The 20,473-nt window shown below is 76.1% G+C and carries 18 protein-coding genes; 12 read left to right on the top strand and 6 right to left on the bottom strand.

Annotated elements, in window-relative coordinates; translation table 11 throughout:
- The first annotated feature begins 54 nt into the window (after nucleotides 1-54).
- A complete protein-coding gene (locus JOE68_RS04300) occupies nucleotides 55-960 on the top strand; it encodes a DUF8832 domain-containing protein (RefSeq protein WP_204841044.1) in 906 nt (301 codons plus the stop codon).
- A 22-nt stretch (nucleotides 961-982) separates the two neighbouring features.
- Nucleotides 983-3,223 (top strand): heavy metal translocating P-type ATPase, encoded by a 2,241-nt coding sequence (locus JOE68_RS04295; protein WP_204845912.1) that lies wholly within the window; start codon nucleotides 983-985, stop codon nucleotides 3,221-3,223.
- A 169-nt stretch (nucleotides 3,224-3,392) separates the two neighbouring features.
- On the opposite strand, the gene JOE68_RS04290 is transcribed toward JOE68_RS04295, so the two are convergent.
- On the bottom strand, nucleotides 3,393-4,256 hold the full coding sequence (locus tag JOE68_RS04290; protein ID WP_204841043.1) for an alpha/beta fold hydrolase: 864 nt from the start codon (nucleotides 4,254-4,256) through the stop codon (nucleotides 3,393-3,395).
- A gap of 103 nt (nucleotides 4,257-4,359) precedes the next feature.
- On the opposite strand from JOE68_RS04290, the gene JOE68_RS04285 reads away from it, so the two are divergent.
- Nucleotides 4,360-7,545, top strand: a complete 3,186-nt coding sequence (locus tag JOE68_RS04285) for an ATP-binding protein (RefSeq protein WP_307819515.1) — start codon at nucleotides 4,360-4,362, stop codon at nucleotides 7,543-7,545.
- A 64-nt stretch (nucleotides 7,546-7,609) separates the two neighbouring features.
- Here JOE68_RS04285 and JOE68_RS04280 read toward each other — a convergent pair whose 3' ends face one another.
- The gene (locus tag JOE68_RS04280) at nucleotides 7,610-7,909 is read right to left on the bottom strand and encodes a DUF1540 domain-containing protein (RefSeq protein ID WP_204841042.1); all 300 of its coding nucleotides are present in this window, start codon (nucleotides 7,907-7,909) and stop codon (nucleotides 7,610-7,612) included.
- A 282-nt stretch (nucleotides 7,910-8,191) separates the two neighbouring features.
- Between JOE68_RS04280 and JOE68_RS04275 the strand changes: the two genes are divergently transcribed.
- Together JOE68_RS04275 and pcaB are read left to right on the top strand one after the other, a co-directional pair.
- Complete coding sequence (locus JOE68_RS04275; RefSeq protein ID WP_204841041.1) at nucleotides 8,192-10,111, top strand: serine/threonine-protein kinase; 1,920 nt, start codon at nucleotides 8,192-8,194, stop codon at nucleotides 10,109-10,111.
- Between the two features lie 47 nt (nucleotides 10,112-10,158).
- Nucleotides 10,159-11,517: a 3-carboxy-cis,cis-muconate cycloisomerase gene (gene pcaB / locus JOE68_RS04270; protein WP_204841040.1), complete on the top strand. Its 1,359-nt coding sequence runs from the start codon at nucleotides 10,159-10,161 to the stop codon at nucleotides 11,515-11,517.
- Nucleotides 11,518-11,591: 74 nt separating this feature from the next.
- Here the strand turns inward: pcaB and JOE68_RS04265 are convergent, their stop codons facing one another.
- Both JOE68_RS04265 and JOE68_RS04260 read right to left on the bottom strand, forming a co-directional pair.
- Entirely contained in the window at nucleotides 11,592-12,227 is a 636-nt protein-coding gene (locus JOE68_RS04265; RefSeq protein ID WP_204841039.1) for a response regulator, read from the bottom strand.
- Nucleotides 12,224-13,501, bottom strand: a complete 1,278-nt coding sequence (locus JOE68_RS04260) for a sensor histidine kinase (RefSeq protein ID WP_372443269.1) — start codon at nucleotides 13,499-13,501, stop codon at nucleotides 12,224-12,226. The genes JOE68_RS04265 and JOE68_RS04260 overlap by 4 nt, the downstream gene beginning before the upstream one ends.
- A 166-nt stretch (nucleotides 13,502-13,667) precedes the next feature.
- Between JOE68_RS04260 and JOE68_RS04255 the strand changes: the two genes are divergently transcribed.
- Together JOE68_RS04255 and JOE68_RS04250 are read left to right on the top strand one after the other, a co-directional pair.
- Nucleotides 13,668-14,729, top strand: a complete 1,062-nt coding sequence (locus JOE68_RS04255; RefSeq protein ID WP_204841038.1) for an ABC transporter permease — start codon at nucleotides 13,668-13,670, stop codon at nucleotides 14,727-14,729.
- A complete protein-coding gene (locus JOE68_RS04250; protein WP_204841037.1) occupies nucleotides 14,726-15,430 on the top strand; it encodes an ABC transporter ATP-binding protein in 705 nt (234 codons plus the stop codon). The genes JOE68_RS04255 and JOE68_RS04250 overlap by 4 nt, the downstream gene beginning before the upstream one ends.
- Here JOE68_RS04250 and JOE68_RS04245 read toward each other — a convergent pair.
- A complete protein-coding gene (locus JOE68_RS04245; RefSeq protein ID WP_204841036.1) occupies nucleotides 15,408-15,740 on the bottom strand; it encodes a YnfA family protein in 333 nt (110 codons plus the stop codon). The two genes, JOE68_RS04250 and JOE68_RS04245, sit on opposite strands and share 23 nt — an antisense overlap.
- Between JOE68_RS04245 and JOE68_RS04240 the strand changes: the two genes are divergently transcribed.
- Nucleotides 15,739-16,386 (top strand): hypothetical protein, encoded by a 648-nt coding sequence (locus JOE68_RS04240; protein WP_204841035.1) that lies wholly within the window; start codon nucleotides 15,739-15,741, stop codon nucleotides 16,384-16,386. The two genes, JOE68_RS04245 and JOE68_RS04240, sit on opposite strands and share 2 nt — an antisense overlap.
- Before the next feature lie 630 nt (nucleotides 16,387-17,016).
- On the opposite strand, the gene JOE68_RS04235 is transcribed toward JOE68_RS04240, so the two are convergent.
- Nucleotides 17,017-17,469: a PaaI family thioesterase gene (locus JOE68_RS04235; RefSeq protein WP_307819513.1), complete on the bottom strand. Its 453-nt coding sequence runs from the start codon at nucleotides 17,467-17,469 to the stop codon at nucleotides 17,017-17,019.
- Between the two features lie 112 nt (nucleotides 17,470-17,581).
- Between JOE68_RS04235 and JOE68_RS04230 the strand changes: the two genes are divergently transcribed.
- The 4 genes from JOE68_RS04230 (at nucleotide 17,582) to JOE68_RS04215 (ending at nucleotide 20,450) form a co-directional block, all read left to right on the top strand.
- The gene (locus JOE68_RS04230; protein ID WP_239562128.1) at nucleotides 17,582-18,508 is read left to right on the top strand and encodes a 1-phosphofructokinase family hexose kinase; all 927 of its coding nucleotides are present in this window, start codon (nucleotides 17,582-17,584) and stop codon (nucleotides 18,506-18,508) included.
- Nucleotides 18,505-19,245, top strand: a complete 741-nt coding sequence (gene surE / locus JOE68_RS04225; protein ID WP_204841033.1) for a 5'/3'-nucleotidase SurE — start codon at nucleotides 18,505-18,507, stop codon at nucleotides 19,243-19,245. Before JOE68_RS04230 ends, surE begins: the two co-directional genes overlap by 4 nt.
- Nucleotides 19,246-19,470: 225 nt before the next feature.
- The gene (locus tag JOE68_RS04220; RefSeq protein WP_204841032.1) at nucleotides 19,471-19,899 is read left to right on the top strand and encodes a hypothetical protein; all 429 of its coding nucleotides are present in this window, start codon (nucleotides 19,471-19,473) and stop codon (nucleotides 19,897-19,899) included.
- Nucleotides 19,896-20,450, top strand: a complete 555-nt coding sequence (locus tag JOE68_RS04215) for an AAA family ATPase (RefSeq protein WP_204841031.1) — start codon at nucleotides 19,896-19,898, stop codon at nucleotides 20,448-20,450. The genes JOE68_RS04220 and JOE68_RS04215 overlap by 4 nt, the downstream gene beginning before the upstream one ends.
- Nucleotides 20,451-20,473 lie beyond the last annotated feature (23 nt).

Genomic DNA, 20,473 nt, shown 5'->3' with positions numbered 1-20,473 from the left:
CACCACCCACCCGGAGCCCGCCCGCGCGGCGGGCTCCCCGGTCCGAGGATCACCATGAACACAGCAGCGAAGCTCTCCGCCTACGGTGCGGTGCTCGCCCTGGTCGCCGGCGCGGCCTGGGCGGCCGGGAGCGCTGTCGGTCCCCTGCCCGCCGACTCCGCCGAGCGCGGTCACGGCGGGACGCGCGGCGCGGAGGACGCCGGCCACGGGGACGACCACGGCGCCACCGTCGCGGGGGCCGAGCAGGACCAGCCCGCCGGGTTGGCGTCGTCCAGGGGCGGTCTCACCCTCGCGCCCACCGACTCGACGCTGACCGCGGGGACACCGTTCACCTTCCGCGTCCTCGACCGCGACGGCCGCGCCGTCACCGCGTTCGAGGTCGAGCACGACCAGCGGATGCACCTCGTCGTCGTCCGCCGCGACACCGCGAACTACCGCCACGTGCACCCGGAGATGGCCGCCGACGGCACGTGGTCCGCGCCGCTGGACCTGACCGAGGGCGGGTCGTACCGGGTCTTCGCCGACTTCCGGCCGACCGGTGGCGAGGCCACCGCGCTGGGCGTGGACGTGTCGGTCGCGGGCCACTACGAACCGCGCCGGCACGCGCCGTCGCGGGTCGCCGAGGTCGACGGCCTCCGGGTCCGGCTGACCGGGGAACTGGTGCCGGGCGAGGCTTCCCCGGTCCGGCTCACCGTGACCGAGGACGGGCGGCCGGTCACCGACCTCCAACCCCACCTGGGCGCCTACGGGCACCTGGTGGCCCTGCGCGAGGGCGACCTCGCCTACCTGCACGTGCACCCCGTGGGCGCGCCCGGTGACGGGAAGACCGCGCCGGGGCCGGACGTCCCGTTCGTCGTCGAGGCGCCCACCGCCGGCCGCTACCGGTTGTTCCTGGACTTCCGGCGCGCGGGCGCGGTGCGCACCGCCGAGTTCACCGTGGAGGCCGGTCGTGTCCACTGACCTGGAGCTGTCGATCACCGGCATGACGTGCGCCTCGTGCGCCGCCCGGATCGAGCGCAGGCTCAACAAGCTCGACGGCGTGACCGCGACGGTCAACTACGCCACCGAGAAGGCGAAGGTCTCCTTCCCCGCCGACCTCGACCCGAAGGCGCTGGTCGAGCAGGTGGAGGCGGCCGGGTACGGCGCGGCGCTGCCCGCCCCCGAGGAGCGGGCGCCCGCTGCGGCGGACGACCCCGTGCGGTCGCTGCGACAGCGGCTGGTCGTCTCGGCGGCGCTGTCCGCGCCGGTGGTCCTGCTGGCCATGGTCCCGGCGCTGCAGTTCACCCACTGGCAGTGGATCTCGCTGACCCTGGCGGCGCCGGTGCTGGTGTGGGGCGCGCTGCCGTTCCACCGCGCGGCGTGGACCAACCTGCGCCACGGCGCGGCCACCATGGACACGCTGGTCTCGATGGGGACGCTGGCGGCCTTCGCCTGGTCGCTGTACGCGCTGCTGTTCGGCACGGCGGGCGAGCCGGGCATGACGCACCCGTTCGAGCTGACCATCGCGCCGACGGACGGCGCGGGCTCGATCTACCTGGAGGTCGCGGCCGGGGTGACCACGTTCATCCTGGCGGGCCGGTACTTCGAGGCGCGGTCGAAGCGCCGGGCCGGCGCGGCGCTGCGGGCGCTGCTGGACCTGGGCGCGAAGGACGTCGCGGTGCTGCGGGACGGCCGCGAGGTGCGGATCCCGGCCGACGAGCTGGCGGTGGGCGACCGGTTCGTCGTGCGGCCGGGCGAGAAGGTCGCCACCGACGGCGTGGTCGAGCAGGGCGGTTCGGCGGTCGACGTCAGCATGCTGACCGGCGAGTCGGTGCCCGTGGAGGTCGGCCCGGGTGACGCCGTGGTCGGCGCGACGGTCAACGCCGGCGGCCGGCTGGTGGTGCGGGCCGTCCGGGTCGGCGCGGACACCCGCCTCGCGCAGATGGCGAAGCTGGTGGAGGACGCGCAGAACGGCAAGGCGCGCGTGCAGCGGCTGGCCGACCGGGTGTCGGCGGTGTTCGTGCCGGTCGTCATCGCGCTCTCGGTCGGGACGCTCGCGTTCTGGCTGGGCGCCGGCGGCGGGGTCGCGGCGGCGTTCACGGCGGCCGTGGCGGTGCTGATCATCGCCTGCCCGTGCGCGCTGGGCCTGGCCACGCCGACCGCGCTGCTGGTGGGCACCGGGCGCGGCGCGCAGCTGGGCGTCCTGATCAAGGGGCCGGAGGTGCTGGAGTCGACGCGCCGGGTGGACGCGGTGGTGCTGGACAAGACCGGCACCGTCACCACGGGCCGCATGAGCCTGCTCGCCGTGCACACCGCGGCCGGCACGCCCGAGCACGAGGTGCTGCGGCTGGCGGGCGCGCTGGAGAACGCCTCCGAGCACCCGATCGCGAAGGCCGTCGCGGCGGGCGCGGCCGACCGGGTCGGCGACCTGCCCCCGGTGGAGGGCTTCCGGAACGCGGAAGGTCTGGGCGTGCAGGGCGTGGTCGACGGCCACGCGGTCGTCGTCGGCCGGGAGCGCCTGCTCGCCGAGTGGGGCGTGCACCTGGACGGGGAGCTGGCGCGGGCCAAGCGCGCCGCCGAGGAGCAGGGCCGCACGGCCGTGCTGGTGGCGTGGGACGGCGCGGCGCGGGCGGTCCTGGTGGTCGCCGACGCGGTGAAGCCGACCTCGGCGGAGGCCGTGCGGCGGCTGCGCGGCCTCGGCCTGACCCCCGTGCTGCTGACCGGCGACAACGAGGCCGCCGCGCGGGCGGTCGCGGCCGAGGTCGGCATCGACGAGGTCATCGCCGAGGTGCTGCCGGAGGACAAGGTCGCCGTGGTGGCGCGGCTGCAGGCCGAGGGCCGGGTCGTCGCCGTGGTGGGCGACGGCGTGAACGACGCGGCGGCGCTGGCCAGGGCGGACCTCGGGCTGGCCGTGGGCACCGGCGCCGACGCGGCGATCGAGGCGAGCGACCTGACGCTGGTCCGGGGCGACCTGCTGGCGGCGGTGGACGCGATCCGGCTGTCGCGGCGGACGCTGGCCACGATCAGGGGCAACCTGTTCTGGGCGTTCGCCTACAACGTGGCCGCCCTGCCGCTCGCGGCGGCGGGGCTGCTGAACCCGATGATCGCGGGCGCGGCGATGGCGCTGTCGTCGGTCTTCGTGGTGACCAACAGCCTGCGGCTGCGCGGGTTCCGGGGCACCACCCCCGACGCCCGCCCGGTCACCGCGGCCACCCGGCCGAAGGCGCCCGCGCCGGTCGCCTGACCGGGCGCGGCGGCCCGGGGTCCACCGGCGGACCCCGGGCCGCCCCACCCACAGGACCCGCGCCTCGGGCCGTCCCGCTCGCAAGCCCCGGGCCGCGGGGCCGGCCCTTCCGCAGGCCCGCCGCCGCGGGTGCAACCCGCGGCGCCCGGTCGACCGGGCGCCGCGGGCGCTACCGGGCCAGCAGGTCCCGCAACGCCTTCACCACGTCGGTCGGGGATTCCTCGGCCATGAAGTGCCCGCACGCCACGGTCCGGTGCACGAGGTCGTCCGCCCACCGCCGCCACAGCTCCTCGGCGTCGAAGCCCAGCGCCGCGCCCCAGTCCTGCTGCACCACCGCCACCGGCATCCGCAGCCGGTTGCCCGCGCGCCGGTCGGCCTCGTCGTGCTCCACGTCGACCGTGGCGGAGGCCCGGTAGTCCGCCACGATCGACGGCACGGCCGCCCGCGACGCCGCGAGGTAAGCCTCGCGCACGTCGGCCGGGATGGCGCCCGGGGTGGTGGCCCAGGTGTCCAGGAAGTGGCCGAAGAACGCGTCGGGCGCGCCGGCGATGAGCCGTTCGGGCAGGTCGGGCGCCTGGGCCATCAGGTACAGGTGGAAGCCCACCGCCGCCGAACGGCCCTTCAGCACCTCCCACATGGGCAGCGTCGGCAGCACGTCCAGCGCCGCCAGGTGGGTGATCGCGTCCGGGTGGTCCAGGCCCGCCCGGACGGCGACCAGCGCGCCCCGGTCGTGGCCCGCGAGGGCGAAGCGGTCGAAGCCGAACGCCCGCGCCAGGGCCACCACGTCCGCCGCCATGGTGCGCTTGTCGTACGGCCCGTCGACGGGCTTGTCGCTGTCGCCGTAGCCGCGCAGGTCGGGGCACAGCACGGTGTGGTCGGCCGCCAGGTCGGCGGCCACGTGCCGCCACATCAGGTGCGTCTGCGGGAAGCCGTGCAGCAGCACGACCGGCGGGCCGGAGCCGCCGACGGCCGCGGTGAGCCGCACGCCGTCGGCGACGGTGACGCGCCGGCGGTCGAATCCGGTGATGGTCACGGGTGGTTCCTCTCGGTCGGTTCGGTGACCAGCCTGCGCGCGCCCGATCAGCAGCCGATCAGCGTCGGCTTCCCGGCCTGACCAGGGGAGTTAGGCTGGCGGTGTGTCGGTGGTCTTCGGGGTGCTCGGTCCGCTGGTAGCCGGCGGCGACCGGGGGCCGGTCGACCTCAAGGGGCCCCGGCACCGCGCCGTGCTGGCCCGGCTGCTGGTCGCCCGGGGGCGGGTCGTGCCGGTGTCGTGGCTGGTGGACGACCTGTGGGCGGAGCCGCCGGAGGGCGCGGTCGGCGCGGTCCAGAGCTTCGTCTTCACCCTGCGCCGCGCCCTGGAACCCGATCGGCCGCCCCGCACGCCGTCCCGGCTGCTGGTGACGGCCGCGCCGGGCTACGCGCTGCACGCCGGGGACGGGGTGGACGCCGTGCGGTTCGAGTCGGCCGTGCACGCGGCGCGCGACCTGCTCGCGGCGGGCGGCGCGGAGGCCGCGCTGTCCACCCTGGACGACGCGTTGGGGCTGTGGCGGGGCCCGGCGTACTCGGAGTTCGCCGAGGCGGACTGGGCGCGGGGCGAGGCGTCGCGGCTGGACGAGCTGCGCCTGCTCGCCGCGGAGCGCCGGGCCGAGGCGGTGCTCGCGCTGGGCCGGCCCGCGGAGGCGGCGGCCGACCTGGCGGCCCACGTCGCCGGGCGGCCGTGGCGGGAGGACGGCTGGCGGCTGCTGGCCCTCGCGCTGTACCGGTCGGGGCGGCAGGCGGACGCGCTGACCGCCCTGCGGCGGGCGCGGCGGACCCTGGCGGACGACCTGGGCGTCGACCCCGGGCCGGACCTGCGCCGGCTGGAGGCCGACATCCTCGACCAGGCGCCGCACCTGGCGGGCGAGCCGGCGAGGGCGCCCGGGCCGGTCGTGGTGGACCGGTCGTTCGTGGGGCGCGCGGCGGAGGTGGCCCGGCTGGAGGCCGCGGCGGCGGACGTCGTCGCGCGCGGCCGGCTGGGCCTGGCGCTGATCTCGGGCGACGCCGGGGCGGGCAAGACGGCGCTGGCGGAGGTGCTGGCGCGGCGGCTGACCGACCGGGGCTGGACCGTGCTCCACAGCCGCAACCCGGAACACGGCGGTGGCCGGTTCCTCCCCGAAGTGCCCGACCCGCCCGCCGCCGGCCCGTCCACCGTCGACCCGTCCGCCGCCACCGAGGACCCCGCCGCGGAGCGGTCCCGGCGGCTCGCCGCCGTCGCCGCCCACCTGACCGCGATGGCCGCCGACGCGCCGGTCCTGCTGGTGGTGGACGACCTGCACTGGGCAGGCGACGAGGCGCCGGCGCTGCTGGCCTCCCTGGTCGCCGACCCGGTCGACGCGCCGGTCCTGGTCGTCGGCGCCTACCGGCCCACCGACACCACCGCCGCCCTCGGCGAGGCGCTGGCCAGGTTCGCCCGGTCCGAGCCGACCCGCGTCCACCTCGGCGGGCTGGACGGCCCCGCCGTCGCCCGGCTCGTGCGGGACACCGCCTTCCGGGAGGTCGACGACGACACCGTCCGCGTGATCCACCGGCGCAGCGGCGGCAACCCGTTCTTCGCGCGGGAACTGGCCCGGCTGCTGGAGGACGAGGGCGCCGAGGTGCTGTCCGCCGTGCCGGAGGGCGTGCGGGACGTCATCCGCCGCCGGGTCGCGACCCTGCCCGAGCCCGCCCGGCTGGTGCTGCGCCAAGCCTCGGTCCTCGGCCGGGACGTCGACCTGGACCTGCTGATCGCGCTGTCCGGCGACGAGGAGGCCGTGCTCGACGCGGTGGAGTCCGCCCAGCTCAAGGGCTTCGTGACCGAGCGCGGCCCGGACGAGGTGCGGTTCGCGCACGACCTGGTGCTCGACGCCCTGTACTCCGACGTGCCCCGGTCACGCCGGTCGCGGTGGCACACCGCCGTCGCGGAGGAGGTCGAGCGCACCCGGCCCGACGACGTGGACCTGCTCGCGCACCACTACCTCCGCGCGGGCAGCCGCGCCACCGCGGCCCGCGCCGCCCGCTACGCGCGCGCGGCGGCCGAACGCGCCGAGCGGCGGTTCGCCCCGCACGAGGCCGCGAGGCTGTGGCGCGACGCGATCGGCGCGCACGACCGCTCGGGCTCGGACGACGTGCGCGCCCGGCTCGCCTGCGTCACGGGCATGGTGCGGGCGCTGGCCGTCACGGGCGAGCTGGCCGCCGCCCGCCGGCACCGCGCCGAGGCGCTGACCGCCGCCGAGCGGCTGGGCGACCCCGCGCTGACGGCGGCGGTGATCGGGTCGTTCGACGTCCCCGCGATCTGGACCGGCAACGACGACCCGGCCCTGTCCGGCCACGTGGTCGAGGTCACCGAGCGCACGCTGGCCGCGCTCGGTCCCGACGTCCCGGCCACGCGCGGCAGGCTGCTCGCCACGCTGGCGCTGGAGCTGCGCGGCACGGCGGGGGAGCGGGGGCGGGAGGCGGCGCGCGAGGCGGAGGCGATCGCGCGCCGGCTGGCCGACCCGGCCCTGCTGGCGTTCGCGCTCAACGGCCGGTTCATGCAGTCCTTCGACCGCGCCGGCCGCGCGCCCCTGCGGGCGGTGATCGGGCGGGACCTGCTGGCCGTGGCCACCGGGCACCGCCTGGTGGTGTTCGAGGTGCTCGCCCACCTCGTGCTGGTCCAGGCCGCCGCCGCGCAGGCCGAGTTCGCCACCGCCGACGAGCACGCCGCGACGGCGGACCGCCTCGCCGCGCGCCACGACCTGCCGCTGGTCGGCGTGTTCACCGGCTTCTACGGCGCGCTGCGCTCGGCGGTGGCCGGGCGCGACGACGAGGCGCGGGCCGCCTACCGCACCACCGCCGCGCGGCTGGGCGGCACGGGGATGACCGGGCTGGAGGCGGGCATCCTGCCGTTCGCCCTGCTGTGCCTGGACGTCCGCGCCGGCCGGCTGCCCGACCCGTGGCCGTGGGCGGACGAGGAGTTCGGCCCGTACCGGCCGTGGGCGCGGGCGGTGCGCTCGCTCGCCGCCGGCCGGCCCGAGCAGGCCCGCGCGGCGGTCCGGGAGTCGCCGCGCGACCTGCTCCACGAAGCCAGGACGTGCCTGACGGCGACCGTCGCGATCGGCCTGGGCGACCACGCGCTCATGCGGCGGGTGTACCGGGAGCTGCTGCCGGCGGCCGGCGAGCTGGCCGGCGCGGGCAGCGGGGTGCTCACCCTCGGCCCCGTCGCCCGCTACCTCGGCGACCTCGCCGCCGCGCTGGGCCGACCGGGCGACGCCGAGCGGCACCACCGCCGGGCGCGCGACCTGGCGGCGAAATCCGCCCGCCCGTGAACAACCGACGCGCACGAAATCGCGAGGGCGGTCGGGCCCCCGCGATCCGCATTCGCTGAAAGGATCAGCCGCGCGTGTAGGTCAGGCAGTTCGCGTCGTGGTCGCCGACCCCCGGGCCGACCCGGACGGCGCTGGCGGTGCATTCCAGGTTGGCGTTGTGGACGCAGTCGGTGCGCGAGCACGCGCCGACCTGCGCCACCACCTTGGGCAGGCCGCCCTTGGTGCCCAGGGGGACGAAGGTGCCGCAGTCGGCGGCCCCGTTGGCGCCGCTGACCGTGATCGCGAAGGCGTGGCAGCCGTCGTGGTTGTAGGAACAGCCCGCGACGGTGCACTCGCTGACGGCGGGCATTTCTGTGGTGGTCATGACCGCTCCTCGATCGGCAGGTTCGGGTGTTCACCAAGATTGCCACCGGTATTCCGCGGTCGCAACACGGGCACATTTAGGTAAGGCTAACCATGGAATGTGGAAATACCTGCGGGCCGTTCTCGGGAACCGGTTTCCGGGCGGCTCGGCCGGGCCCGCGGGCGCGACACACCGCGAGGCGTTCGCCTCCCGCGCGGCGGTTGGCCGGCATCGTGAGCGGGTACACACGATCGGCGGTCGCTTGATCGGGTTTCGGTGGTAGTCGACGAGCGCGCTGGGGGAATGGGAGCAGTGGTGGACGAGCGCACCATCGCGGGCCGGTACCGGTTGACGGCCCGGATCGGCGAGGGTGGCATGGGCGTGGTCTGGCGCGCCGAGGACACCCGGCTGCGGCGGATCGTCGCGGTCAAGGAGCTGCTGACCCGCAACGGGTTCGACGCCGACTCCGCCAAGCGCGCGGTGCGCGAGGGCCGGATCGCGGCCCGGCTCCAGCACCCCAACGTCATCGCGCTCTACGACGTGATCGAGGACGAGGGCCGGCCGTGGCTGGTCATGGAGTACCTGCCGTCGCGCAGCCTGGCGGGCATCCTGGCCGACCGGGGCGCGCTGCCGCCCGACGAGGCCCGCCGGATCGGCCGGCAGCTCACGGCGGGCCTGGCCGCCGCGCACGACGCGGGCGTCGTGCACCGGGACGTCAAGCCCGGCAACGTGCTGGTCACCGAGTTCGGCACGGTGAAGGTGACCGACTTCGGCACCTCGCGGGTCGCCGGCGAGGGCACGCTCACCGGGTCCGGGCTGCTCGTCGGCACGCCCGCCTACCTCGCGCCGGAGGTCGCCCGGGGCGGCGAGCCGGGCTTCCCCGCCGACGTGTTCGGCGTCGGCGCGACGCTCTACGCCGCGGTGGAGGGCACGCCCCCGTTCGGGTTGGACGGCAACCCGATCGTGCTGCTGCACCGGGCGGCCGAGGGCAAGTACGCGCCACCGGCGAACGCGGGGTCGCTGGAGCCGGTGCTGACGCGCCTGCTCGACCCGGACCCGGACACGCGGCCGAGCATGGCCGAGGCCGTGCGGATGCTGGCCGAGGACTCCGCCGAGCCGCCCACGGTGCTCGCCTCGGCCCTGCCCGCCGCCGCGGCGACCCGCATCGTGGTCCCGCCCGCGCCCGCCGAGGAGCCCCCGGCGGACACCGCGCCGCCCGCCGCGGACCCGACCGCGCAGGACGTCGCTGCTCAGGACGCGGCTGCTCAGGACGCGGCTGCCCAGGACGTGGCTGCCCAGGACGTGGCTGCCCGGGACTCCGCTGCCCAGGACGCGGCTGCCGGGGATTCCGCCGCTCAAGCCCCTGCCGCGCAGGACTCCGCTGCCCAGGGCCAAGCTGCCCAGGATCACGCCGCCCAGGATCACGCCGCCCGGGGCGCGGCAGCCCCGCCGCCGACCGGGGACCGGGCCGCCGCCACGACACCGGCCGCCACGACACCGGCCGCCACGACACCGCTGCCGGCCGGCTCCTCCGCCTCCCCGACGGCCCACCCGGCGCCGGCCGACGCCCCACCGACCCGCGTGCCGCACCCCGGCGCCCCACCGGCCCCGCCCGACGGCGAGCCCGAGCCGAACCGCAAGCGGGCCGCCCTGCTCGCCACGGGCGTGCTGGCGGCGCTGCTGGTCGTCGCGCTGGTGGTGTGGCTCAACCGGGGCGACGGCGACCCGTCCCCGGCCGCCCAGGGGACCGGCTCCGGCACGCCCACCTCGGCCCCGTCCGACGGGCAGCCCGACGGGCAGCCCACCGGGGGGACGCCGCCCGTCCAGCCGCCGCCGACCCAGCAGCCGACGACCACCACCCAGCAGCCGACGACGACCACCACCGCGCAACAGGCCACCACGACGCCGCCGCCCCAGCCCGCCGGGCCGGACCAGGCGCTGATCGCCTACTACGGCCTGCTGCCCGAGGACACCGAGGCCGGCTTCGCCCGCCTCACCGACCGGTTCAAGGCGGACCGCAACCAGACGCTCGCGACCTACCGGCAGTTCTGGTCCGACAAGCAGGACATCCTGCTCGACGGCGTCCAGGTCGACGGCGACCGGGTGACGGCCACCGTGACCTACGTCTACAAGAACGGCTCGACCCTCGTGGAACGGCACCGGTACACGCTGGTCCGGGCGGGCGACGGCTGGGCCATCGACCACCAGGCGGACGCCGGCTGACCGGGCGCGGCGTGCGTTCGGCGGCCGGGTGGGGCACGCTCGGTGCCATGATCGGCGACAGCGGCCTGCTCTCACCCGGCTGGGCGGACACCGGCGCGGAGTCCCTCGTGGACGACCGCGCGTGGGTGGCCGCGATGATCGCGGTGGAGGCCGCCCTCGCCCGCGCCCAGGAGCGGCTGGGCGCGGTGCCGCCGGGGGTGGCCGAGGCGATCGCCGCCGTCGACCCGGACCGGTTCGACCTGCCCGCCCTGGCGGCCGGGGTCCGGGCCAGCGGCAACCCGGTCGTGGCGTTCGTCGGGGCGCTGACCGGGTTCGTCGCCGAGCGCGACCCGGAGGCCGCCGAGCACGTGCACCGGGGCAGCACCAGCCAGGACGTCCTGGACACCGCCACCATGCTCATCTGCCGCTCGGTCCTCGACCGGGTCCGGCAGGACCTGGCGCGCGTCGCCGACGCGCTGGCGGCGCTGGCGGCCGAGCACCGCGACACGCTGATGGCCGGCCGCACGCTGACCCAGCACGCCGTGCCGATGACGTTCGGGCTCAAGGCGGCGGGCTGGCTCAACGCCGTGCTGGACTGCCTGGACCTGCTGGCGGACCACGAGCTGCCGGTCTCGCTGGGCGGCGCGGCCGGCACGCTGGCCGCCTACCAGGAGGCCACCGACGACGCGCTGGACCTCGTGGGGCCGTTCGCCGCCGAGCTGGGGCTGGCCGCCCCGCTCGTGCCGTGGCACGGCTCCCGCGCGCCGGTCGCCCGGACCGGCGGTCTGCTCGCCCTGGTCACCGGCACCCTGGGCAAGCTCGCGGCGGACGTGGAAGTGCTCTCCCGCACCGAGATCGGCGAGCTGACCGAGCCGTCCGCGCCGGGGCGCGGCGGGTCCTCGGCGATGCCGCAGAAGCGCAACCCGGTCTACGCCACGGCGATCCTGACCGCGTCCCGGCAGGTGCCCGCGCTGGTGTCGGTGCTGCACCAGTCCATGGTCGTGCCCGACGAGCGGTCCGCTGGCGGCTGGCACGCCGAGTGGCAGCCGCTGCGGGAGTGCCTGCGCCTGGCCGCCGGCGCGGCCCGCAACGCGGCCGACCTGACCGGCGGCCTCACCGCCCACCCGGACCGGATGCGGGCCAACCTGGAGCTGACCGGCGGCGCGATCGTCTCGGAGCGCCTGACCGCCGTGCTGGCCCCGCTGCTGGGCAAGGCCGCCGCGAAGCGGTTGCTCACCGAGGCGACGCGGGCGACCGCCGACGACCCGGCCCGGTTGCCGGAGGTGCTGGCCGAGCGGTTGCCGGAGCACGGCGACGCGGACCACTGGCGAGCCCTGTGCGACCCGGCGGGCTACACGGGGGCGTCGGCGCGCTTGACCGATCGAGTGCTCGCGCGCCACCGGTCGTCCGGGGCCGATGCCCGCTGAGTCCTCTATGGACATACGGCGCAATCGGATCCGGTGCGGTGCGCCTTCGGTGGTTCTTTAATATCCACAGTGGACTACAGGCCGTGCGGGCGGATGAAGCCCCGTTCGGTCGCGGCGGCGACGGCGGCGGTGCGGGAGTCGACGCCGAGCTTGGCGTAGATGTGCACCAGGTGGGACTTGACCGTGGCCTGGCTCAGGTGCAGCCGGGCGCTGACGGCCTGGTTGGACAGCCCCCGGGCCACCAGCGCGAGCACCTCGGTCTCCCGGCCGGTCAGCGAGGTCGCTGGGGTGCGCATCCGGCTGACCAGCCGGTCCGCGACGGACGGGGCGAGGGCGGCGCGGCCCGCCGCGGCGGTGCGGACGGCGGCGGCGAGGTCCTCCGGCGGCGCGTCCTTGAGCAGGTAGCCGGTCGCGCCGGCGGCCAGCGCGGGCAGGGTGTCCGCGTCGGTGTCGTAGGTGGTCACCACCAGCACGCGCGGCGGGTCGGGCCGGGCGGTGATGGCGGCGGTGGCCTGGGCGCCGGTCATGCCGCGGCCGAAGCGCAGGTCCATCAGCACGACGTCGACCTGCAGCTCGGCGGCGAGGGCCACGGCCTGCTCGGCGGTGGCGGCCTCGGCGACGACGACGAGGTCCGGCTCGGTCTCCAGCACGGCCCGCAGCCCGGCGCGGACCACGGGGTGGTCGTCGGCGATCAGCAGCCGGGTGGTCACGGCCGCCCGCCGGGGTGCGGGAGCTGGGCGGCGACGGCGGTGCCCGCGCCGGGCGCGGACTCGACGGTCAGCGCGCCGCCGAGCGCGTGCATCCGGGCCCGCATGGCGGCCAGCCCGAAACCGCCGGCCGCGAAACCGGCCGCGGGGCCGCCCCCGGAGTCGGTGGCGGGATCGGTGACAGGGTCGGTGGCGGGACCGGTGGCGGCCTCGGCCGGAGGACCCGCCGCGAGGGCGGCCGGGGTCGGTCGGGCCGGGTCGAAGCCCCTGCCGTCGTCGACGACGTCGAGCGCCACCGCGTCGCCGAGGTAGCTCAGGGTGACGTCGACGGTGCGGGCGTCGGCGTGGCGCACGGTGTTGGTGAGCGCGGACTGCGCGACGCGCAGCAGCGCCGCCTCGTGCGCGGCGGGCAGCGGCACCGGGTCGCCGGTCAGGTGGAACGCCGCCGCGACCGGGTGCCGGGCCGCGGTGGTGGCGCACAGCCGCTCCAGCGCCGCGTGCAGCGTCGTGCCGTCCAGCGCGGGCGGCGCGAGCGCGGCGACGAAGCGGCGGGCCTCGGCGAGGTTGTCCGCCGCCGCCTGCCGGGCCTGCCCGACGTGGCGGGCGGCGGTGTCGGCCCCGGGCGGCAGGGCGCGCTCGGCGGCGCGCAGCAGCAGCGTGATGCTGGACAGCCCCTGGGCCAGGGTGTCGTGGATCTCGCGGGCCAGCCGCTCCCGCTCGGCCAGGGCGCCGGCCGTGTGCTGGGCGGCGGCCAGGTCGGCGCGGGTGGCGGTGAGCTGCTCGATCAGCCGGCGGCGCTCCTCGCTCTGCCGGTACAGCGACTGGTAGCCCCGCACCACGGCGACGGCCACCGCCGCGCCGAGCGCCGGCCCGATGACCACCGCCGGGGACGACGCGCCCTGCTGGCGGGCGAACCCCGCGACGGCGGCGGCGGTGGTGGCGACCACGGCGATCAGGCCGGCCCGCCGGGGCAGCAGGTGCAGTTGCAGGAAGAACAGCGGGAACGCCAACCAGATCCCGTCGGCGGACACGGCCAGCAGCCCCAGCCACGCGCCGCCCAGCGCGAGCAGCCACAGCGCGGTGGCCACGCCCGACGAACCGACCCGCGCCGCCGGCCCGACCGCGTACACCGCGGCCAGCACCCCGCACAGGACCAGCGCCGGGGCGTCGCCGCCGAGCGCGGCGCGCACCGCCACCAACGCCAGCAGGCCCGCGACCAGCAGGTGCACGCACCGGACCAGCACGGGCGCGACACGGGTCGGCGCTGTCACGTTCACGATCGTCCCAGCCTAGGGGCGCTGCCGCCGGGCGCATCGATCGAAGGGTTGAAGTCCGGCGCCCACCTCCGGCGCGCACGGGGCGATCCTCGGCGCGATGCCCGCGCCGGGGTCCGGCGGCGACGCTGGGGAGGTACCGACCACGCCCCGACCGAAGGGACTCCCGATGTTCGTCGCCTGGCGCGACCTGCGGTTCGCCAAGGGGCGGTTCGCCCTGGTGGGCTCGGTGATCGTGCTCGTCACGCTGCTGGTGGGACTGCTGTCCGGCCTGACCGCCGGCCTGGCGCGGCAGAACACCTCCGCGATCACCGGGCTGCCGGCCGACCGGATCGCGTTCGCCGCCCCGGCCGCGGGCAGGTCGCCGTCCTACGCCGACTCCGAGGTCACCGAGGAGCAGTGGCGGCAGTGGGCCGCCGCGCCCGGCGTGACCGCCGCCCACCCGCTGGGCATCGCGACCACGCGGGCCGGCGCGGGCGACCTCGGCCTCCCGGTCGCGGCGTTCGGCGTGCCGCCGGGGTCCGGGCTCGCGCCCGCCCCGCCCGCCGACGGCCGCGTGGTGCTGTCCCGCACCGCCGCCGACGAGTTGGGCGCGCGGCCCGGTGACACCGTGACCGTGGGCGGCCGGGCGGCCACCGTGGCGGCGGTGTCCGGCGACGCGGCCCACAGCCACCTGCCGGTCGTGTGGACCACGTTGGCCGACTGGCAGCGGACCGGCGGGCCCGGCGCCACGGTCATCGCGCTGGACACCGCTCCCGGGGTGGACACCGCGGCGCTGGACGCCCGGTTCGGCACCCGGACCACCACCGTCGGCGACTCGCTGCCCGCGATCGGCTCGTACGCGGCGGAGAACGGCTCGCTGCAACTGATGCGCGGCTTCCTGTTCGCCATCTCGGCCCTGGTGGTCGGCGCGTTCTTCACCGTGTGGACGATCCAGCGCAGCGGTGACATCGCGGTGCTGAAAGCCCTGGGCGCGCCCACGTCCGCCGTCCTGCGCGACGCGCTGGGCCAGGCCCTCGTCCTGCTGATCGGCGGCACCCTCGTCGGCACGGCGCTCGCCGCGGGGGTCGGCGCGCTCGTCGGCGGCTCCGCCGTGCCGTTCGCGCTGTCACCGGGCACCGTCCTGCTCCCCGCCGCCGTGATGGTCGCGCTCGGCGCGCTCGGGGCCGCCCTGTCCGTCCGCCGGATCACCTCCGTCGACCCGCTGACCGCGCTGGGGAGCGTCCGATGAGCCTGAGCCTGACCGACGTCACGCTGACCTACCCCGACGGCGGCGGCCGGCTGACCGCGCTGGACGGTGTCGGCCTGGACGTCCCGAAGGGCTGCGTGACCGCCGTCATCGGGCCGTCCGGATCGGGCAAGTCCAGCCTGCTGGCGGTCGCCGCGACGCTGGTCGAGCCCGACTCCGGCGCGGTGGTCGTCGACGGCACGCCGACCGCCGGCCTGAGCCGGTCCGACCTGGCCCGCCTGCGCCGCGACACCGTCGGCATCGTCTTCCAGCAGCCCAACCTGCTGCCGTCGCTGACGGCGGTCGAGCAGCTGCTGGTGATGGCGCACCTCGGCGGCCGGCCACCACGCGCCACCCGCCACCGCGCCCACCACCGCGCCCGCGACCTGCTGGCCGCCGTGGACCTGGCCGACCTGGCCGACCGCCGGCCGCACCAGCTCTCCGGCGGCCAGCGCCAGCGCGTCGCCATCGCCCGAGCGCTGGTGAACGAGCCGGCCGTGCTGCTGGTGGACGAGCCCACCAGCGCCCTGGACCACGAGCGCGGCGCGGCGGTCGTCGCCCTGCTGACCGACCTGACCCGCCGGACGCCCACCGCGACGGTCCTGGTCACCCACGACCACGCGCACCTGGCGGAGGTCGACCGCGTGGTCGAGGTGCGCGACGGACGGCTGCGGGAGGGCGTCAGCCGCGGGGCGCGTACATGATCACGGCCACGCCCAGCAGGCAGATCGCCGCGCCGAGGTAGTCCCACCGGTCGGGGTGGAACTCGTCGACCACCACGCCCCAGGCCAGGGAGCCGGCGACGAACACCCCGCCGTAGGCGGCGAGGATGCGGCCGAAGTCGGCGTCGGGCTGGAGGGTCGCGACGAACCCGTACGCGCCGAGCGAGACGACGCCGGCGGCGATCCACAGCAGACCCCGGTGCTCGCGCACGCCCTGCCAGATCAGCCACGCGCCGCCGATCTCGGCGAGCGCCGCGAGGGCGAACAGCACCAGTGAACGGGCGACGGTCATGGCCGGACCGCCGTCCGGAGGGGGCGGCGACGCGTTGCTGTGGTCATGCCATGACCGTACGCAACAGGACGCGCGTGATCGGCCGTTCGGGTGTAGATCGAACCGCAATTTTGCGGCCCGGCGACGTATGGTCTGTCCGCACCGCAAGCACGACCAGGCAAGGAGCACCCCGACCGTGGCGAAGACCGCCGATCCCGCGCGCCTCGAACAGGAAGCGCGCAGCCGCTTCGCCGACCTCGACACGACCGTCCCGCCCGTCCGGGACGACCGGGGCGTGGAGCACGCGCCGGGCGAGCGGTACACCGACATCCTCCGCCGTGCCCGGCTGATCGCGATCAGCGACGGCCTGGCGGACGCGGTGGTCGCGCTCCTGGCCGCGCGGGGGATCCGGGCGGAAGTCGACCAGGTCCGCGTCGATCCCGCTGAGGACGACCACCAGGTGATGGCGGTCGCGGGGTCGGTGGCGGGCGCTCCGGTGGTGATCCCGCTGCGCCCCGGTTCGACTGTCGTGCGCATCTACCCGGCCGGTCCGGGAATCGCGCTTGCCGGACCTGCGGTGGTGACCGTCGAGCAGGTGGCCCGGGAATCGGACGGTTGGGTGAGCGCTGCCGCGATCGCCGAGGCGCTGGCCGGCCATTTGGGCTGAGCAGCGTCGAGGCGGACCGAGCCGAGTCTTAACCGAGCCGCGCTCCCCATGGCTTTGCGCGTGGGCCGCGCTCCGCGCGGCGGCGCTTCAGCTTTCGCCTCGGTCGCGCTCGGCGCGGCGGCGCTTCAGCGCAGCCGTGTGCCTCGTGTTCTCCCCGTACGGCCTGGGCGCAGCCCAATCATGCCGAGCTGGGGGTGTCAAGCACGCTTCACCGCTTGACACCCCCAGCTCGGCATGATTGCCTCCGGCAGGCCGTACGGGGAGAACACGACGCACTTCCCTTCTCCTTGGGGGCCTCTCGGCCGCTTTTCTTACCAAGATCGCGCACCGAGCCTGGAAATATTAGGTGCTGTACCGATCTAAGATCAAAAACTAAAAGAGTCCTCGCCGGACAGGCAGGCCGCCAAGGAGAATGAAAAGAAAGAGCGGTCGTGTTCTCCCCGCATGACCTGTCAAAGACGACCATGCTTTCTTGGGGGGTGCAAGCGAAAAGCGTGCTTGCACCCCCCAAGAAAGCATGGTAGCCCTCCGGGCAGGCCATACGGGGAGAACACGAAGACACCGGACTGCACGGGGCGTGCCGAAAGCCAGAAGCAAAAGCCGTTGGTCGAGGTGGAAGCGTGGTGTGTTCTAAATGCGGGGGCGCCAGCGCTTCCACAGGGCGCTTGCCTCGGCGCGGACCTTGCCGTCCCAGATCAGTTGCACGTCGACGGTCATCTGCGGTTCGGAGGCTTCCCGCACCGACGCGCGCAGCTCGACCGCCTCGTGCAGCGGTGAAGGGCGGAGGTAGTGCACGTCCAGGCCGGCCGTGACGTACGACAGCGCCGCGTCGCCCAGCGGCTTCCAGCCCTGCCGGTCGGCCTCCAGCATGACGGCGGCGGCGCTGTGGCAGTCCAGCACCGTGCAGATGATGCCGCCGTTGAGGAACCCCAACCCGTTGTCGTGCTCCGGCCAGGGCTTGAACGAAGCGGTGACCACGCCGTCGTCGCCGGGGTAGCTGCGCAGCCGCAGGCCGTTGGGGTTCGCGTGGCCGCAGCCGAAGCAGGGCAACGAGGGGTACAGGCGTTCCTGGATGCTGTCCACGGAGCGCCAAACTAGCCGGACCGCGGCCCGTCCGGGACGGGCGGGTCGGGGCGCCTTCGGGGGGCTGCGGAACGGGGCGTTGGTAATCGGGCAAAACGGGTAACTGGTGTCCATGACGACAGGTCGAGTGGCGGTGTTCGCACCGTCCCCGCAGTTGACGGTGACGGTGGAGGAGCTGGACGGCGCGCCCGACATCCACATCCACGCGGGTGGGCAAGGGGTGTGGCAGTCGCGGATGATCGAGTCCCTGGGTGTCGAGGTGGTGCTCTGCGCGGCGTTGGGCGGGGAGACCGGACGGGTGTTGAAGCACCTGGTCGACGTGGAGTTGAAGGCGCGGGACGTGACCGCGCGCAACGGCGGGTACGTGCACGACCGGCGGGACGGCGTGCGGGATCCGGTGGTGGTGATGCCGGCGGACCCGCTGTCCCGGCACGAGTTGGACGACCTGTACGAGATGACGCTCGTGGAGGCGTTGTCGGCGGGGGTGGCGGTGCTCAGCGGGCCCGCCGCGGACGACGAGCCGGTGCCGCACTCGGTCTACGAGCGGTTGGCCCGCGACCTGGGCGGCAACGGGTGCCGGGTCGTGGTCGACCTGTCCGGCGAGCGGCTCGCCGCGGCGGTCGAGGGCGGGCCGGCGGTGGTGAAGGTCAGCCACGAGGAACTGGTGTCCGACGGGCTGGCGAAGTCCGACTCGCTGCCCGACCTGGCGACCGCCTGCGAGCGGTTGACGTCGTCGGGTGTCGGCGCGGTCGTGGTGTCGCGCGCCGCCGACGACACGCTGGCGCTGGTCGACGGCGGGTTCTACCTCGTCGCGTCGCCTAAGCTGTCCACTGTGGACACGAAGGGCGGTGGTGACTCGATGACCGCGGGCCTGGCCGCCGGGCTGGCCCAGGGTTTGTCCACTCTGGACTCTTTGAAGCTGGGCGCGGCGGCCGGCGCGGTGAACGTCATGCGGCACGGGCTGGGCTCGGGCAGCGGTGACGTGGTGCGCGAGCTGGTCGGCCGCGTGCGACTGGAGCGGTGGGAGGACGACAGGTGAGGGTGCTCATCACCAACGACGACGGCATCGACTCGCCGGGGCTGGCGGCCCTGGCCCGCGGTGCGGTGGACCACGGGTGGGCGACGGTGGTCGCCGCGCCCGCCGGGGAGTCCAGCGGCACCAGCGCGGGCCTGACGGCCGCCGGCGACGAGCGGCGGGTGCGGGTCGAGCGCCGGGAGCTGCCGGGGCTGCCGGGCGTGGCGGGCTACGCGGTCTCCGCGCACCCGGGGCTGATCGCCCTGGTGGCGTCCCAGGGCGCGTTCGGCGACGCGCCCGACATCGTGCTCTCGGGCGTGAACCGGGGCGCGAACGTCGGCCGCGCCGTGCTGCACTCCGGCACCGTGGGCGCCGCGCTGACCGCGTCCATCAACGGCGCGCGCGCGATGGCGGTCTCCCTCGACGTGGGGCTGGACGGGGTCGTCGAGCACCACTGGGACACCGCCGTCGCGGTGGCGGCGAGCCTGTTCGACCGGCTCGCCGCGCTGCCGCCGGGCACGACGCTCAACCTCAACGTGCCCAACGCCGCCGAGGTCGGCGCGCCGCGCCGGGCGGGCCTGGCCGAGTTCGGCGCGGTGCGCAGCCTGATCCAGGAGACCGACGACGGCTCGATCAGCCTCAACGCGGTCTTCGTGGAGGGCGAGCTGCCGCCGGGCAGCGACGCCGCGCTGCTGGCCGAGGGCCACCCGACGCTGACCCCGCTGCGGTCGGTGGCCGAGGACCCCGAGCTGGACCTCTGACCGCTCCCGGCGGTGGTCCGCGCGGGCGGGTGCCGAGGGGGCGGCGCGGGCGGCCGGCCGTTCCCCACCGCGGCGGTCGCCCTCCCGTCCCTGGCCCCGGCCGGTCGACCGGACCACCGGCCGCCGGTGGTCCCGTCGCCCACCGGCCGTCCGCATTGTGAAACGAGATATGGATTACTTCGCGTCCTGCCCGGAATTCGACCGGACATCGGCGAAAATGGCGGCGTGAATCAAGCTCGAAAGACCGCGGCGGTCTGGTCGACCCTGTCGACCGGGGAGTTGGCGGAGCAGGTGCGGCTGACCGTGAAGGCCCACGACGCGCGGGCCCGGGCCGTCTGGGAGGTCGTGGGGGAGGACCAGGTGCTCGCCGCGCGCGTGCGGGGCGCCCTGGCGGGGCTGAAGGCCGAGTTCCGCGGCCACCGCGACGAGGTCATGTGGCTGCTGTGGGTCAACCAGGCCCAGCAGCACCTCACGCCGACCGCTCCCGCCAAGGCCACGCTCGAAGCGCCCGAGCCGCAGCCCGTCGAAGTGCCCGAGGCGCCGGAGATCGCGCTGACCGCCGCCTCCTTCGACCGCGCGGACGGCGGTGCGCGGCGGGAGGCCCGCGACATCCCGGTGATGCTGTTCCAGGAACCGCCGTCGGCCGCCCGGTGAGGTCGGGGCCCGCCGAGCGGGACCCGGCCGTCGTCCTCGTCACGGGCGTCCAGGCGGCCGGGAAGTCGACGGTGGCCCAGCTGCTGGCCGAACGGCTGCCCCGTTCGGTGCACCTGCGCGGCGACGTGTTCCGGCGCATGGTGGTCGGCGGTCGGGAGGACATGACCCCCGACCCGTCCGAGGAGGCGGTGCGGCAGCTGCGGCTGCGCCACCGGCTCACGGCCGCCACGGCCGACGCCTACCGCGAGGCGGGCTTCACCGTCGTGGCCCAGGACGTGGTCCTCGGCCCGCACCTCGCCGAGGTGGTCGGGCTGATCCGGTCCAGGCCGCTGCTGGTGGTGGTGCTCGCGCCGGGGCTGCGGGCGATCGCCGAGCGGGAGGCCGCCCGCGCGAAGCACGCCTACGACGAGTGGACCGCCGCCGCGCTGGACGACGTGCTGCGCCACGGCACGCCGCGCCTGGGGCTCTGGCTGGACACCTCGGAGCAGACGCCGGACGAGACGGTCGCCGAAATCCTCGACCGCGCCTGGACCGAGGCCCGCGTCCCGTAGGCCCGCGTCCTGTAGGCCCGCGT

Source organism: Saccharothrix algeriensis (genome assembly GCF_016907655.1).
GTDB classification, from domain to species: domain Bacteria; phylum Actinomycetota; class Actinomycetes; order Mycobacteriales; family Pseudonocardiaceae; genus Actinosynnema; species Actinosynnema algeriense.
The sequence above is the reverse complement of the archived record's forward strand: the minus strand, read 5'-3'. Positions and strand labels throughout refer to the sequence as shown.

Coding starts and splice junctions, on each gene's coding strand:
- pcaB (WP_204841040.1), top strand. CDS start 10,159: ATGATCGGCGACAGCGGCCTGCTCTCACCCGGCTGGGCGGACACCGGC.
- JOE68_RS04300 (WP_204841044.1), top strand. CDS start 55: ATGAACACAGCAGCGAAGCTCTCCGCCTACGGTGCGGTGCTCGCCCTG.
- JOE68_RS04275 (WP_204841041.1), top strand. CDS start 8,192: ATGGGAGCAGTGGTGGACGAGCGCACCATCGCGGGCCGGTACCGGTTG.
- JOE68_RS04245 (WP_204841036.1), bottom strand. CDS start 15,740: ATGACCGTCGCCCGTTCACTGGTGCTGTTCGCCCTCGCGGCGCTCGCC.
- JOE68_RS04250 (WP_204841037.1), top strand. CDS start 14,726: ATGAGCCTGAGCCTGACCGACGTCACGCTGACCTACCCCGACGGCGGC.
- JOE68_RS04255 (WP_204841038.1), top strand. CDS start 13,668: ATGTTCGTCGCCTGGCGCGACCTGCGGTTCGCCAAGGGGCGGTTCGCC.
- JOE68_RS04240 (WP_204841035.1), top strand. CDS start 15,739: ATGGCCGGACCGCCGTCCGGAGGGGGCGGCGACGCGTTGCTGTGGTCA.
- JOE68_RS04280 (WP_204841042.1), bottom strand. CDS start 7,909: ATGACCACCACAGAAATGCCCGCCGTCAGCGAGTGCACCGTCGCGGGC.
- JOE68_RS04230 (WP_239562128.1), top strand. CDS start 17,582: ATGACGACAGGTCGAGTGGCGGTGTTCGCACCGTCCCCGCAGTTGACG.
- JOE68_RS04295 (WP_204845912.1), top strand. CDS start 983: ATGACGTGCGCCTCGTGCGCCGCCCGGATCGAGCGCAGGCTCAACAAG.